A 15,889-nucleotide genomic window follows, 5' to 3' on the forward strand; every position below is an offset into this window, starting at 1 on the left:
TCAATAAAACAAAATTGGCACTTTTCTTCAATACCCTCATTAAATAATACAAATTCTATTAATGAGAGATGGAACTCTTACAAAAACAACTGCATTACAATGGCATCATGATATTCGTGACCATCGTAAAGCCAGTCTTTCAGCATTGTGTTCTGCTCGAAGCCGAGCTGGGAAAAAAGATTGACAGAGTCGGTATTCTCCATTTCCACAATAGCATACAACTGGTGCAGATGCAATACTTTCAAGGCATAATCGACAATTTTGACCAATGCATGCTTGGCATACCCCAATCCCCGATAACGGTTTTGAATGACGATGCCAATCTCTGCACGCTGATGACGCGGATTGAAATCCACGATATCTACTATGCCTACCGTTTCTTTTTGGCTGTTTTCAATCATGAACCTTACCTGTTTGTCAGTATAAATATCGCCGGCTGCGTTAGCAATATAGTCGTGGAGCATGTAACGTGAGTAAGGCACATTGGTTGTACCCACATTCCATAACTCTATGTTATTCTCTATCATGTACAGCGTATCGAGGTCTTCAGGCTCGATAGCTCTCAAAATTACCTGCGATGTTTTTTGATTGGATGGTGTCATGAAATTATGTCTTCCGGTGTTATAACAATGCCCGAACGACGATCGTAAGTGCCGATAATCACACCAGATCGAGGATTTAAGGCAAAATTGCTCAATATCTTTTGGAAACTATAGGCATCGATATCGTAAACGATATAAGCCTTTTCCACCTCAGGAATATCTAAAGAGAGATGCCCTTCGGGCAATGTTTGTTCGTTACCTTCAAAAAATACGGCATAAAGCCCGCGTTCCTTAGAAAGCCTTCTGCATGCTGCAAGTACATCGGCATTACCCACAAACACATATAACGGCTGCTTATAACGGCGCATTCTGAAAAAACCAAGATTCTTCTCCACCCTCTCCGTTAGCATTCTACCCAGTGCAAACGAAGCCTTAAAGAAAATGGCAGCCTTAATCGGAAGATTTATCAGCATGGTAGTATGGCTGTAGTGCTTTCTGAAAAAGATAAGCATCGCCTCATAAAACACATGTACATAACGGAAAGATGACTTCTCTGTGCTCTCTCCTTTGTAATGCAGAATACATAAAGGCAAATACCAATTCTCATATCCGGCCTTGATAATGCGGTAAGACAGGTCGATGTCTTCTCCATACATGAAGAAATCTTCGTCAAGTAAGCCTATTTTATCGAGTACGCTATGGCGCAGCATGCAATAAGCACCGCTGATAATCTCAATACGTTCGGGCCGGTTCCATGCGAGATACCCCATGTAATAACGACCAAAACGCCTGCTTCGCGGATATTTGGCACAAAGGCCGCACATTTTATAAAAAGCTGTCAACGGCGTCGGCAATCCTCGACGCGATTCCAAGGCATTACTGCCGTCGGCCTTTAGCATCCTCACTCCCACTCCTCCGGCGTTCGGATGAGTATCCATAAAGGCCACACTCTCTCTAACAACATCTTCTCCTACAAACGTATCTGGGTTGATCAACAGCACATACTCGCCCTCGCTTTGTCGGATAGCAATATTGTTGGCACGCGCAAAGCCATAATTATGATTGCTCGCAACGAGCTTCACGTATGGAAAAATCTCCTTAATATAACTTACTGTATCGTCATGTGAATGGTTGTCTACCACATAAACTTCGGCCTCGACACCCTCGAGTGCTCGCTGCAGAGAAACAAGACATTGCGACAGGTAACACCTTACATTATAGCTGACTATGATAACGGAGAGTTTCAAACCTTTAACTCGTATTTTATTTAATTACTGTCTGGCTTCTTTTATTCTTCTTTCAACGTAGTTTCCTCTATGCAGCGATCCGTCGTAGGAACTATAAAGAAAAGACATAAAAACAAGATGATACCCATATAGCCGAATGCTACATTCATAAAAAGATAATAAAATAGAGTGTTGACAAGCATGGGAAAACAAAGCATGCTCAGTCGTATCAACCCCCATTTTGTTAATTGTATCTCACGATTATCACTCGTGGTAAGATCACGGTTTACCCGTTTGAATTTGAATAATCGTAAAGATAACGGAATAGTGATGATTGTTAGCAGCTCCATGACAGACAATACAGTAAATTCACACGGTTTGTCTGCTGCCCATTCTCCGGAAAGCAAAATGTCGTTCTCGAATAAAATAACGATCATCAAAGAAACGAAGATAGACAGATAAAACTCTATTGACAGTATATTACGGACTCTTCGCATGACTGAATACTATTTATTGAATGGCGTTCGATTAAGTATCGAACGCCCCAAGGTTACTTCATCAGTATATTCCAATTCATCTCCTACCGATATTCCTCGTGCAATGACACTTAATTTAACAGGAAAAGATTGAAGCTTACGTGATATATAAAAATTGGTCGTATCGCCCTCCATCGTCGAACTCAACGCAAGAATAATCTCGTCTATTCCTCCTTGCATCACCCTTTCTACGAGCGAATTTATTTCCAAGTCGTTAGGGCCAATGCCATCCATTGGCGAAATTATACCGCCAAGAACATGGTACAATCCCCTGAACTGTTGCGTATTTTCAACAGCCATTACATCCTGTATGTTTTCTACCACACAGATTGTAGAAGCATCGCGATGAGAGTCGGAACAAATAGAACATACATCTGTATCACTGATATTATGACATACGTTACAGTATTTGATATGCTGCTTCATTGTTGTAATGGCTGTAGAAAATGTTTCCACATCCTCATTACTTCGCCTCAACAAATGAAGTACGAGTCGCAAGGCTGTCTTACGTCCGATACCGGGTAACTTGGAAAATTCGTTAACCGCTTTTTCAAGCAATGCCGATGGATATTGCTGATCCATTATAGATATACGCCTATGCCAACTTTCAGACCGAAGGTAGAATAGTCGCTATGCTTCTTAAATGACTGGTCATAATAAATTGCCGGCTCTATCGTTACCGTACGACTGATGAAGAAAGCATAACCGATTTCCACACCCGGCATGATATCATTGTAATTATGGTTGGCATGAAGCAATTTGCAGTTCACTCCTAAATAAATACCATTCTGTTCAATATAATATCGACCGCCTACTCCAACAGAGATATTATCCGGTACACCCTCGGTACCATTATGCTGTATCGATGCCTGAGCGAGAACCAGCAGGTCATCATCAACCATGTATCCGGCTTGAGCCTGCAAACCGACGTTGAAATTACTCAAGCCATTGTAACTAAGATTTAGACCTGTAAGTGATCCACCAACATATACCTTGTCTTGTTCAAACTGCGCACTGGCAGTAAACGTTACCAACAAAGAAAATAGAATAAAAGCAATTTTTCTTTTCATAAAATTATTTTTTAGTTTGTTTGTAATACCAAATAAAGAACCATAGGGCTGCCATACCCATACATCCCATACCCAAAACATAAGCCAATGTATGGTTAAGTGCCAATGCCTGATTGCTGATGAAAATATAGGTAGAACATACGGCTGTCATAAACAATGCAGGAATCAGCGAAATAACAAATGCCTTCTTTCGAATGACAAGATATACGGTTACCGTCCACAATGTAAATACGGCAAGCGTTTGGTTAGACCATCCGAACCATTGCCATATTATATTGAAACCATCCGGATTTTCCATCTGCCAAAACAACAGCGCTATCGCTGCCAAAAACATAGGCAATGCAATGTAGAAACGCTTTATAACACTCTTTTGTTCAAGATGTAATGCCTCTGCTATAATCAAACGAGCACTACGAAAGGCCGTATCGCCACTCGTAATAGGAGCTGCAACAACACCGAACACAGCAAGTATACCGCCAAAAATACCCAGCCATCCGCTACATACATTCTCTACAACATTAGGAGCCGAGAAGAATTGTATTAATGATTTACCATTATCTGAGCCGACTTGTGCCATAAATTGATCGACAACATTTGCATCTACTACTTCTCTCCACCCTCCATAATAAAAGAAATAAGAGGATACTGTAGCCCAAATCAATGCTACTATGCCCTCAGTAATCATCGAACCGTAGAAGATAGGACGCCCCATTTTCTCGCTTCCAAGGCATCGAGCCATCAACGGACTCTGCGTTCCATGAAAGCCACTGATAGCTCCACAGGCAATTGTGATAAACAGACAGGGGAAAAGGGAGTTCTTCTCAAAGAAAGACTCCGTACCTAATATCGACTGTGGATGGTTCAAATTAGCAGCGTCCAGCTTACTCCAAATCTCCGGAATAGCAGGCATTTTGACAAATAACACAACCATCAATGCCACTGCCATGAACAATAAAGCGAAAGCAAATATAGGATAGAACTTCCCTATAATCTTATCTATAGGCAACATTGTGGCCAATACATAATAAGCAAAAATAGCTATAACCCAAATAAAAGTAGAACCTACGTAGTCTTTAAGTATAAGAGCCGGACTATAAACAAAGACAACACCGACCATCATCAAAAGGATTACCGAGAATAGAAGCATCACTTTCCTCGCACGCCCCCCAAGATATGTTCCCACCAACTCGGGAAGATTGGCGCCTCCATGCCGCACACTAAGCATTCCACCGAAGTAATCATGCACGGCACCTGCAAAGATGCAGCCAAATACAATCCACAGGTAAGAAGCCGGACCATACCATGCACCCATAATAGCTCCAAATATTGGACCGGTACCCGCAATATTCAAGAATTGAATCATGAACACCTTCCAGTTCGGCAATGTAATATAATCTACGCCATCAGCCATCGATACAGATGGAGTCGGACGGTTATCGGGGCCGAACACACGCTCCACAAAGCGACCATAGATCAGATAACCTATAATTAAAGCCAATAAGGATATTATGAATGATATCATTATATGATTGTTTAAATACCTCTGCAAAAATACATAATTAATTTGAGAAACGAGAAAAATATAAGTACCTTTGCGACAAAATCGACTTTTATGAAACGATTATTCGTCATTATACTATTAATATTCACATTCCTTCAAACCGATGCACAGAGCTACGGATACATATATCCTAAAAGGGAAGTAAGGGCAGTGTGGCTTACAACTATCGGTGGACTTGACTGGCCTCACGGTTATGCGCAGTCTGTTTCTTCCATTCAAAAGCAACAAGACGATCTTAAAAAGTTATTAGACTTGTATCAGCGTGCCGGTATCAACACCATATTACTACAGACTCGCATCCGCGGCACAGTGATCTATCCCTCTCAATACGAACCATGGGACGGATGTCTTTCGGGCATCCATGGTAAATCTCCTAACTATGATGCTCTGCAATTTGCCATTGATGAAACTCATAAACGGGGTATGGAACTCCACGCGTGGGTAGTTACAATACCGGTAGGCAAATGGAATGCGCTGGGATGCAGAAGGCTACGTTCGCGTTATCCATCGCTCATCAGGCGCATAGGAGAAGAAGGTTTCATGAATCCGGAGAATCCGCAAACGGCCCAATACTTAGCTAATATCTGCAAAGAAATAACCGACAACTACGATATCGACGGCATCCATCTCGATTACATACGTTATCCTGAAACATGGGATATCAAAGTTTCGCGCAGCAAAGGCAGAGAATATATAACTAATATAGTACGAGAAATACACGATCAAGTAAAAGCTGAAAAACCTTGGGTAAAGATGAGTTGCTCTCCTATTGGCAAACACGATGACTTAAGTAGGTATTGGAGTTATGGATGGAATGCCTATACGAGAGTTTGTCAAGATGCCCAAGGATGGTTGCACAACGGACTTATGGATGAACTTTTCCCCATGATGTACTTCAAGGGAGACCAATTTTTCCCGTTCGCTATAGATTGGGCGGAACAAAGACACGGCAAAATCGTAGCACCCGGGCTGGGTATATACTTCATGGCCGCAACAGAAAAGAATTGGAAAATAGATACCATCGTCCAAGAAATGCACGTATTACGACAATATAGTTTGGGACATGCCTACTTCAGAGGGCGCTTCTTTACAGACAACACCAAAGGAATATACACCTTTGCATCAGAACAATTCGACAAATATCCGGCTCTCGTACCGGCCATGACATGGGAACATTCTGTGCCTCCAATGGCACCTACAAAGATATATCTTAACCAAACAACTTCCACACTCCATTGGTCTGGTGCTATCAATACGGGCCATTCACCTTATTTATTATATAACGTTTACGCAAGTCGCACCTACCCTGTAGACATTAACGAAGCCCGTAATCTGATAGCACAGCGTGTACAAAAGCCGTACATAAGGTTGGTAAATACAAAGGACTTTTATTATGCAGTAACGGCAATGGATAGATATGGAAACGAAAGCGAGGCTACACAATACGGTACACAAACAGGTACGACGGTCACAAAAGCACATGCCACCCTACTTACATGTAACGGTTATTGCCTACAAATCCCTCAAATCATGCTTCAAGGAGATACACAATACTTTACGATAGAAACGCTCACAGGAACTGTAGTTGCCACATTCAGGCAACACGGAAATTCAATAGATGTAAGCCGTATTGCTAACGGAATATACACATTGCGTACACTCAATCGAAAAGGGATATCACACCGACTCGGATATTTTGTCGTAAAAAGACGACCATAACAAAATATCACTATTCCTTCAAACCCAATATACGGTAATAAAAACTATTGCATTCTCTTCAATTCTTCATAAATTCGTTGCACCGGCAAGCCCATCACGTTGAAATAACTGCCGTGTAAAAACGTTACGCCGACGTAACCTATCCACTCTTGAATGCCGTAAGCACCCGCCTTATCGAAAGGTTTGTAACGGCCAATGTAATAATCTATCTCTTCTTTACCAAGCACCTTGAACGTAACATCCGTCTCAACGACAAAGGCGCTTTGCCTCTCCGTCGTGGTAAGACACACTCCCGTAATCACCTGATGCGTATTTCCACTTAGCAAACCAAGCATCCGTCGGGCGTCTTCTTCGTCCTTAGGTTTACCCAATACCTCTTTCTTATCGAACACTACCACCGTATCCGCGGTGATTACGAGTTCATCATCGGCAATCTCATAGGCCGCGGCTTTCTCCTTGGCAATATATAACGGGATCTCCGGTACAGGTAAATTCAATGGATAACTCTCTGCTATACCCTCGACAACTCTCACTGTAAACGGAATATCCAAACCGGCCAACAACTCTCTACGTCGGGGAGAATTGGATGCCAATATAATTTTATACTTCATTTCCATTACATCTCACTTAATCAAAACCCTTACCAACCGAAAGCTCTCGCATCGGAAAGCCACTTCCCCTGCGCTCTCAAAATCTGTTCAATGATATCTCTGCCACAACCGTAACCGCCCTTTACGGAACTTACATATCGGCTGATTTCCTTTATATCGGTAGCGGCATCGGCCGGACAACATGCACATCCGCACCGATTCATTACCTCGTAATCGGGAATATCATCGCCCATATAAACGATTTCATCATCAGAAAGTCCGTATGCACTCTTCACCTGCTCGTATTTCTCCACCTTTACGGCGCAGCCCATGTATATGTCTTCCACGCCCAAACGTTCATAACGAGCCCTTATGGCATCAGTGTTTCCACCCGTTAGAATTACAATACGAAGCCCCGATTTCTGTGCCAATTGTATGGCATAACCATCTTTGATGTTCACTGTACGCAATGGTTCGCCGTCTTGTGACATGGGAATAGTCTCGGCAGACAGCACACCATCCACATCGAAAATAACGGCACGCACCTTTTTTAAGTCGTAATCGATCATAGAATATTAATTATCTAAGATTTAAAAAACGTTGTATAAATCGGCTTATTTTATAGAAATATTCTCCCATTTAAGCCGTTCTTCGGCCTTAGGCTTAGACTTTTCTGCCGGATAACCTATGGCAATAACACACAGCACCTGCAGATTTTCGGGAATATCGAGTATCCCGTGCAACACTTCATCGGCAGCATGCCCATCGCTCAACCCACGGCCACGCATCTGAACCCAGCAGGAACCCAGTCCTAAATCGGCAGCCTGATACTGCATGGATATAGCTGCAATGGCACCATCCTCTATCCAACAGTCGTTCATTTGGACATCTCCAAGAACTACAATGGCAAGCGGAGCCTCTTTCATGAACTGTGCACCCTTATCTTTCGCATCGGCTATCTTCTCTATAAGGCCTTTATCGTCCACTACAATAAAGCGCCATGCCTGTTGCCCCTTAGAAGTAGGCGACATCAATGCCGCACGGAGAACCGTCTGAAGGTCTTCCGGCTTTATTTCTTCTGCAGTAAAATGGCGACAACTACGCCGCATTCGTACCAAATTATTAAAATCCATCGCTGCTATCTGTTCGTTTTATATTTCATACATGTATGTCTGACAAAGATAACCATTAATCATCAAATAGGATTACCGAATATTGCATTTTTACAAAACATTTATTATTTTTGCGACATGAAAGAGATAAAAGTTAGGATTATCTCTAAACAAAAGGAATTGCCCGTTATGAACGACGGCAATTTTTTCCACAGTCCGGAGCTTTTCAAGATTATTGCAGACACACCGGGGCATACTCCTTATATGGCCATTGCTACCGACCATCACGGCAACATCGTAGCCCACATGCTCGCAATCATAAGGAGGAGAGGCTCTTTACTGCCTCCCTATCTCTATACACACGGGCATATATTCGGCGAAGGGGCATATCAAGACGGCATTAACAAGGAAGAAGTGTTCGGTTTAATGCTGCGCGAAACCACTCGAAAGTTCAAAAGAAGGCTGTGTCTTTATGCAGAATTCAGCAATATCAGCACCAAAATGTTCGGCTACAGGCATTTCAGAGAGAACGGATACTTCCCTATCAGCTGGCAAGAAATACATAACTCGCTGCACAGTATGCCACCCGAAAACAGACTGAGTAATAAACTTCTAAAACGTATCCGGCATTCCTACAATCTCGGAATAGTAACTCGAGAAGCAAAAAACGAGGCAGAAATCCATCAATTCTATACCATACTCCACAGCTTCTACCGCCTGAAAATCAGGCGTTTCGTACCGCCTGAAAGTCAGATACGGGCCATAGGATGCGGACAGAATGGCCATATATTCGTAACACTTTATAGGAATAAGGTCATTGGAGGGTGTATCTGTGTGCATTACAATGGCAATATGTTTCTGTGGTACCACGCTTCCAAGCGCAAAAGATACATGTTCTTGCATCCCAATACCCTAACCATCTGGCATGCGATAAAGTATGCTTACGACAACAATTATGCCCATATGTCTTTCTTGGATGCAGGTCTACCTTTGATAAAAAACCCACATAGAGACTTTATTTTGAGTTTCGGTGGCAAACCGGTAACCAAATATCGGTGGTTCAGAATATCTATACCGTGGATAAATAGTTTGCTGTCGTGGATATATCGGGAATGAAAAGTAACATATTTTTTGGCTTTTCAGTTTACATGCTGTATCTTTGTATGCTGTATGGATAAGAAAGATTTACGTATTATATTTATGGGAACACCCGAATTTGCGGTAGGTTCTCTGAAAAAACTTGTAGAAAACGGATACAATGTGGTGGCTGTGGTAACGCAACCCGATAAACCTGTGGGCAGACATCACTACACCCTGCACCCATCGGCAGTGAAAGTGTTTGCCACAGAACATGGCATCCCCGTGCTTCAACCGGTAAAAATGAAAGACCAGAGCTTTGTTGAAGAACTGCAATCTTACCATGCCGACCTGCAAATAGTAGTAGCCTTCCGCATGTTGCCGGAAGTGGTATGGGCAATGCCTCGTTTCGGTACGTTCAACGTCCACGCAGCCTTGTTGCCGCAATACCGTGGAGCAGCGCCCATCAACTGGGCGGTCATCAATGGTGAAACGCTCACCGGCGTAACCACTTTCTTCCTTGATCGCAACATAGACACAGGGCGTATCATTATGAAAAAGGAGTTCCCCATACCCGATGATGCCGATGCAGCATACGTGTACGACGGGCTTATGAGGCTCGGCAGTGAGTTGTGCATAGAAACGGTAGACCGAATAATTGCCACAGACGGCAATGTTCCCTCCGTTCCACAGCCCGATATGGAAGGCAATTTGAAATTTGCACCGAAAATATTTAAGGAAACTTGCGAGATCGACTGGCACCGACGTGCCAAGAACGTCTACGATTTCGTGCGCGGACTTAGCCCTATACCGGCAGCATGGACTACACTTGTCAACGATGTCAACGGCAAAAGCATCGTTTTGAAAATATATCGAACGGTTAAAACCTACCGTCCTTGCACTGCCGAAGCGGGCATTTTGCAAGTCGATAAGACGCATCTGTACATGGCAACTGCCGACAATTGGCTCGAAATAACGGAACTTCAGCCCGCCGGCAAAAAGCGAATGACGGCAAAAGACTTCCTCAACGGCATGCACGATATAGAAAACTATACTGCCAAATAAGCATTTGTTCCGGTACAATATTTATTGCCTCACGCTTACGTTTTATCGATTTTATTATTAATTTTGCGCCGTTAAACAAATAAAGACAACCGTTATGACTCAAGCAGAAGATATTAAAAACGCCGTCGAAATAATGAAAAAGGGAGGTGTTATCCTATACCCGACAGATACGGTATGGGGCATCGGGTGCGATGCTACCAATGCCGAAGCCGTGGCAAAAGTATATCGAATAAAACAACGCGACGACTCTAAGGCACTGATATGCCTCGTAGACTCCGACGTGCGCATGCAAAGATATGTAAGAAACGTGCCGAATGTTGCTTGGGATATTATGGAATTGGCCACCAAGCCCACCACTGTAATCCTCGATGATGCTGTGAATTTGGCACCTAACCTTATTGCCGAAGACGGCAGTATAGCCATGCGAATTACGAAAGAGCCGTTCTCTCACGAACTTTGCTACCGCTTTCAAAAGCCGTTGGTCAGCACAAGTGCCAACATAAGCGGTCAGCCTGCCGCTTCTAACTATCGTGATATCAGCCAAGAGTTGCTCGATGCAGTGGACTATGTATGCTGGTCTCGTCGCCAAGAACATAAGCCCCATACCCCAAGCAGTATCATTAAACTGAATAAAAACGGAGAAGTCAGCATCATCAGAAAATAAACTTACCGATGGAAGCCGTACACAATAGGAAGATTACCTTTATAGAAAGGGCCGTTCGATGGAGCAATGCACATCTGGCACGCAGGCAGATGACGCTCATTCTTTCGTTCTTCATCGGCCTTTTGGCATCTGTTGCGGCCTATACACTCCATTGGATTATCTCTGAAATACAATATTTGCTCACGGCCGGTTTCAGCTATACATCGTATAACTGGCTATACCTTGTGCTTCCTGTAGTGGGCATCTATCTCACGTCCTTGTTCGTTAAATACGTCGTAAAAGACAATATATCGCACGGTATCACGCGGGTTCTCTACGCTATATCTACCAAACAGTCGCATCTGAAAGGACATAATTGCTGGTCGTCGGTACTGGCTTCGGCCATTACCATAGGCTTCGGAGGCTCTGTGGGGGCCGAGGCGCCCATCGTATTGACAGGAAGTGCCATCGGCAGCAACCTCGGGCAACTGTTCAAGATGGACAATAAAACACTGATGCTCCTCGTAGGTTGTGGCGCTTCGGCGGCCATTGCGGGCATTTTCAAGGCCCCGATAGCAGGCCTTGTCTTTACACTTGAAGTTCTTATGGTAGATCTTTCCATGGCTTCGCTGATGCCTATTCTCACGGCAAGCGTAACGGCTACCTGCTTCAGTTACATATTCATGGGCGGCAATGCCATGTTCAATTTTCAATTAGACAGTGCATGGAGCATCCAAAGAATACCCCCCAGTATCTTGTTGGGACTGTTTTGCGGACTCATAAGTCTGTATTTTATCCGCATGATGACGGCCTGCGAGAACGTTTTCGCCCAGCTGAAACAGTACCAATACACCAAACTTATGCTGGGTGGCATTATCCTGAGTTCGCTCATTTTCCTCTTTCCGTCGCTCTATGGCGAAGGCTATAACTCCATCAACATATTGTTGCAAGGCCAGACCGAGGCCGACTGGAACACGCTGCTCAATAACTCTCTCTTCTATGGTCACGGCAAATTGCTCGTACTCTACATTGCTTTAGTATTGCTCACAAAGGTATTTGCCACCTCTGCCACTAACGGCGGAGGCGGATGCGGCGGTACTTTCGCACCGTCATTGTTTATCGGTGGCTTCGGTGGGTTCCTGTTTGCGCGCCTTTGGAATATCAATCAAGTGGGCGTATATATTCCGGAAAAGAACTTTACTCTATTAGGTATGGCGGGCGTAATGGCAGGTGTGATGCACGCACCCCTTACGGGTATCTTCCTTATAGCCGAAATTACCGGCGGTTACTCCCTCTTTATGCCGCTCATAATTGTAAGTATAGTATCCGTTCTTACTATCAGTATCTTCGAACCCCACAGCATCTACGCCATGCGTCTGGCACGCGAAGGCAAGCTCATAACGCATCATACCGATCGTTCCGTACTCACCTTGATGAGTTTAAAGAGCGTTGTAGATAAAGACTTCATACCTGTCAACCCCGATCTTCCGCTGGGCAAACTCGTGAATGTTATCAGCAGAAGCCACAGCAGTTTCCTGCCTGTTGTAGATAGCGGGGGCACCTTGCTCGGTGAGATAGACATTACAAAGATACGACAGATAATGTTTCGCACCGAATTATATAACCGATTTACGGTTAAACAGATAATGACACCGGTGCAAGCAACGCTCGGAATTAACGATCCGATGGAGGAAGTGATGCGTAAGTTCGACACCAAGAACACCAATTTCTTGCCGGTAGTAGATGTAAACCAACGAATTATCGGTTACATTTCGCGCACACGTCTTTATTCCATGTATCGTAAAACGGTGGAAGATTACTCAGCCGAATAGGTCTCGCATAAAATGTAACCGAAGCCATCCGCCAATATCGCAACACTACATTTTCCATGTTCATTGAAACAAAATAAAAACAACTCCGCTTAGACCATATATCTAAGGTGCTTAAATAGGCATTCTGAGGAGCTTAGATGGTATATCTATTTACGGCAAAGGGCTATCTGTGATAAACACATGCTTCGTCCGCCTTCCGTTCCTCCTGCAAATACGGCTACCATTCCCTTGTTACATACTAGCCGTTACTAATTAAAAAGCAAGTCATTTATTTTGTGTATTGCACCTTTTACGCTAACTTTGCGGTGCAAAAGCGAACGATATGTCGAGAAAAAGGAAAGCATTACCGATACTTGAAAACGTAACTATAACAGACATTGCCGCCGAAGGAAAGTCGTTGGCGCGGGTTGAAGATATGGTTGTCTTCGTGCCTTTCACCGTTCCGGGCGACATTGTAGACCTGCAGGTGCGCAAGAAAAAACACCATTACTGCGAGGCCGAGGTCATCAGATTTATCGAATATAGCAACAAGCGACAGAAACCGATGTGCGAACACTTCGGCATTTGCGGCGGTTGCAAGTGGCAAAACCTGCCCTACGAGGAGCAGCTAAAGGCGAAACAGCAGCAGGTTTTCGATCAATTATCGCGCATCGGAAAGGTAGAACTGCCCGAACTACGCCCGATACTCGGCTCTGTAAAGACCTCAGAATATAGAAATAAGCTGGAATTCGGCTTCTCCAACAAGCGCTGGCTTACCAAAGAAGAGGTGGCATCGGGTACAGAATTTAGCGATATGAATGCCGTGGGGTTCCATATTACAGGTGCTTTCGACAAGATATACCCCATTGAGAAATGCCATCTGATGGACGACTTGCACAATAAGATACGTAATGAAATCCGCGATTACGCCCTTGCCAACGACCTTTCATTCTTCGACATCCGCCAACAGACCGGCCTGCTGCGCGACATGATGATACGCAACTCGAACACCGGAGAATGGATGCTCCTGCTACAGTTCAAACTTGAAACACTGGAAGATCGCCAAAAAGCAGAGACACTGCTGCAACATATCGCCGACAGGTTCCCGCAAATCACGTCGTTGTTGTATGTAGACAACCATAAAGGCAACGATACTTTCGGCGATCTTCCTGTAGAAGTGTTCAAAGGCAACGACCATATATTCGAGGAAATGGAAGGACTTAGGTTCAAAGTAGGGCCCAAGAGCTTCTACCAGACCAACACCGAACAGGCATTTCACCTATACAGTGTAGCCCGCGAATTGGCTTCTCTCACGGGTAAAGAACTCGTCTACGACCTTTATACCGGCACAGGAACCATCGCAAACTTCGTGGCCGGTCGTGCTAAAAAGGTGATCGGCATAGAATATGTGCCCGAAGCGATAGAAGACGCCAAGGTAAATTCGGCCGTTAACCGCATAGAAAACACCCTTTTCTTTGCAGGAGACATGAAAGATATCCTTACGGACGATTTCATCAGAGAGCACGGACAACCCGACGTGATTATCACTGATCCGCCACGAGCAGGCATGCATACCGATGTTATACAAACCATCTTGCGGGCCAATCCGCAGCGGATAGTTTACGTAAGTTGCAATCCAGCGACACAAGCTCGCGATTTAGCAGCTTTAGACATGCAATATAAGGTGGATATCGTACAGCCCGTAGACATGTTTCCGCATACTCCACATGTGGAAAACGTGGTGCTTTTAACTCGTAAACAAACAACCTGAAAAAACAAATCGATATTATGGTACAGCGCACAAACAAAGTATTGCTCATCTACACCGGCGGTACGATCGGCATGGGGCTTAATCCCGATACCAACGCATTGGAGCCCTTGGATTTTAATCACTTGGTTAAAAAGCTGCCGGAGTTCTCTTATTTGGAGACCGACATAGATATCTATCAGTTCAATCCGGCCATCGACTCGAGTGACATGAGCCCTGCAATGTGGGCGCAGCTCGTGACTATCATCAGTGAACGCTACAACCGTTACGACGGTTTCGTTATTCTGCACGGCACGGACACGATGGCTTACACGGCTTCTGCCCTCTCCTTCATGCTCGAGAACCTCACTAAACCGGTGATACTTACGGGAAGTCAGCTACCTATAGGGCTATTGCGCACCGACGGAAAGGAGAACTTGCTCACAAGTATAGAACTTGCATCGCACGCAAAAGCCGACGGTACGGCAATGGTTCCCGAGGTATGTATCTACTTCAGCGGCGTTCTGCTGCGCGGAAACCGCAGTACCAAGAAGAACGCCGATGGCTTTTCGGCCTTCGAGTCGTTCAATTATCCGCACCTGTGCGACGCGGGCGTGAACTTTGTGTTCCACGAACATCACATTTTGCAGCCCGACTTTTCGAAGCCTATGGCAGCACATACGGCCATGAATTCTAATGTAGTGGTCTTTTCTTTGTTCCCCGGAATTGAAGAAAACATAGTGCATCACGTGCTCGATGCTCCCGAATTGCGCAGCATTGTGATGCGAACGTATGGCAGCGGTAACGCTCCCAAGACGCCTTGGATTATGCATTTGCTGGAAAAGGCGGCCGCCAGAGGCGTTACGATTGTTAATATCAGCCAGTGTATATCGGGCAGTGTGGAGATGGAAAGATACGACACAGGCTATCAACTGAAGCAAATTGGCGTGGTTACAGGTTACGACAGTACGGTAGAGGCTGCCGTTACGAAGCTGATGTATCTGCAAGCCATCTACGACGACAGCACTACCATCCGCCGAATGATGAACCGGTCGATAGCCGGAGAAATAACGATAACGGAATAATCTCCGCGCCTGTATGCCGAACAGCGGGCATGTCTATCGATCATAGGCAGTACAGGTACCGTACATAGGCGGTACATATATGTGCCACAGAGAATATTTCTAAAT

Annotated in this window: 16 protein-coding genes; 7 read left to right on the forward strand and 9 right to left on the reverse strand. The window is 44.5% G+C overall.

The window, feature by feature from the left end; all coding sequences use genetic code 11:
- Positions 1–77: 77 nt before the first annotated feature.
- The 6 genes from HMPREF0663_RS11180 to HMPREF0663_RS11205 are packed head-to-tail and all read right to left on the reverse strand — an operon-like array spanning position 78 to position 4,896.
- Positions 78–602 carry a GNAT family N-acetyltransferase gene (locus HMPREF0663_RS11180; RefSeq protein WP_004370654.1) on the reverse strand — a complete coding sequence of 175 codons (525 nt, stop codon included), beginning with the start codon at positions 600–602 and terminating at the stop codon, positions 78–80.
- Entirely contained in the window at positions 599–1,789 is a 1,191-nt protein-coding gene (locus HMPREF0663_RS11185) for a glycosyltransferase family 2 protein (protein WP_004370655.1), read from the reverse strand. The genes HMPREF0663_RS11180 and HMPREF0663_RS11185 overlap by 4 nt, the downstream gene beginning before the upstream one ends.
- Positions 1,790–1,830: 41 nt before the next feature.
- Positions 1,831–2,265: a hypothetical protein gene (locus HMPREF0663_RS11190; RefSeq protein WP_016665083.1), complete on the reverse strand. Its 435-nt coding sequence runs from the start codon at positions 2,263–2,265 to the stop codon at positions 1,831–1,833.
- A gap of 9 nt (positions 2,266–2,274) precedes the next feature.
- Positions 2,275–2,886 (reverse strand): recombination mediator RecR, encoded by a 612-nt coding sequence (recR, locus tag HMPREF0663_RS11195; protein ID WP_004370661.1) that lies wholly within the window; start codon positions 2,884–2,886, stop codon positions 2,275–2,277.
- Entirely contained in the window at positions 2,886–3,374 is a 489-nt protein-coding gene (locus tag HMPREF0663_RS11200; protein ID WP_004370663.1) for a porin family protein, read from the reverse strand. Before HMPREF0663_RS11200 ends, recR begins: the two co-directional genes overlap by 1 nt.
- Before the next feature lie 4 nt (positions 3,375–3,378).
- Positions 3,379–4,896 carry a carbon starvation CstA family protein gene (locus tag HMPREF0663_RS11205; protein WP_004370665.1) on the reverse strand — a complete coding sequence of 506 codons (1,518 nt, stop codon included), beginning with the start codon at positions 4,894–4,896 and terminating at the stop codon, positions 3,379–3,381.
- A gap of 90 nt (positions 4,897–4,986) precedes the next feature.
- Between HMPREF0663_RS11205 and HMPREF0663_RS11210 the strand changes: the two genes are divergently transcribed.
- Complete coding sequence (locus HMPREF0663_RS11210; protein ID WP_004370667.1) at positions 4,987–6,654, forward strand: glycoside hydrolase family 10-like protein; 1,668 nt, start codon at positions 4,987–4,989, stop codon at positions 6,652–6,654.
- 44 nt (positions 6,655–6,698) lie between these two features.
- Here HMPREF0663_RS11210 and HMPREF0663_RS11215 read toward each other — a convergent pair whose 3' ends face one another.
- The 3 genes from HMPREF0663_RS11215 to HMPREF0663_RS11225 are packed head-to-tail and all read right to left on the reverse strand — an operon-like array spanning position 6,699 to position 8,377.
- Positions 6,699–7,271, reverse strand: a complete 573-nt coding sequence (locus HMPREF0663_RS11215) for a Maf-like protein (protein WP_004370669.1) — start codon at positions 7,269–7,271, stop codon at positions 6,699–6,701.
- Positions 7,272–7,294: 23 nt separating this feature from the next.
- Positions 7,295–7,813 (reverse strand): KdsC family phosphatase, encoded by a 519-nt coding sequence (locus HMPREF0663_RS11220; RefSeq protein WP_004370672.1) that lies wholly within the window; start codon positions 7,811–7,813, stop codon positions 7,295–7,297.
- 45 nt (positions 7,814–7,858) lie between these two features.
- Entirely contained in the window at positions 7,859–8,377 is a 519-nt protein-coding gene (locus HMPREF0663_RS11225) for a nitroreductase family protein (RefSeq protein WP_004370673.1), read from the reverse strand.
- A gap of 117 nt (positions 8,378–8,494) precedes the next feature.
- On the opposite strand from HMPREF0663_RS11225, the gene HMPREF0663_RS11230 reads away from it, so the two are divergent.
- The 6 genes from HMPREF0663_RS11230 to HMPREF0663_RS11255 all read left to right on the forward strand — a co-directional run bounded on the left by HMPREF0663_RS11230 (position 8,495) and on the right by HMPREF0663_RS11255 (position 15,784).
- The gene (locus HMPREF0663_RS11230; RefSeq protein ID WP_036875437.1) at positions 8,495–9,472 is read left to right on the forward strand and encodes a GNAT family N-acetyltransferase; all 978 of its coding nucleotides are present in this window, start codon (positions 8,495–8,497) and stop codon (positions 9,470–9,472) included.
- Positions 9,473–9,526: 54 nt separating this feature from the next.
- Complete coding sequence (gene fmt / locus HMPREF0663_RS11235; RefSeq protein ID WP_016665078.1) at positions 9,527–10,498, forward strand: methionyl-tRNA formyltransferase; 972 nt, start codon at positions 9,527–9,529, stop codon at positions 10,496–10,498.
- 94 nt (positions 10,499–10,592) lie between these two features.
- Entirely contained in the window at positions 10,593–11,162 is a 570-nt protein-coding gene (locus HMPREF0663_RS11240; RefSeq protein WP_004370676.1) for an L-threonylcarbamoyladenylate synthase, read from the forward strand.
- Between the two features lie 8 nt (positions 11,163–11,170).
- The gene (locus tag HMPREF0663_RS11245) at positions 11,171–12,973 is read left to right on the forward strand and encodes a chloride channel protein (protein ID WP_004370677.1); all 1,803 of its coding nucleotides are present in this window, start codon (positions 11,171–11,173) and stop codon (positions 12,971–12,973) included.
- Between the two features lie 322 nt (positions 12,974–13,295).
- Entirely contained in the window at positions 13,296–14,723 is a 1,428-nt protein-coding gene (rlmD, locus tag HMPREF0663_RS11250; RefSeq protein ID WP_004370678.1) for a 23S rRNA (uracil(1939)-C(5))-methyltransferase RlmD, read from the forward strand.
- Between the two features lie 17 nt (positions 14,724–14,740).
- Positions 14,741–15,784 carry an asparaginase gene (locus HMPREF0663_RS11255; protein ID WP_004370679.1) on the forward strand — a complete coding sequence of 348 codons (1,044 nt, stop codon included), beginning with the start codon at positions 14,741–14,743 and terminating at the stop codon, positions 15,782–15,784.
- Positions 15,785–15,889: the final 105 nt, after the last annotated feature.

This window comes from Hoylesella oralis ATCC 33269, from assembly GCF_000185145.2.
Taxonomy (GTDB): domain Bacteria; phylum Bacteroidota; class Bacteroidia; order Bacteroidales; family Bacteroidaceae; genus Prevotella; species Prevotella phocaeensis.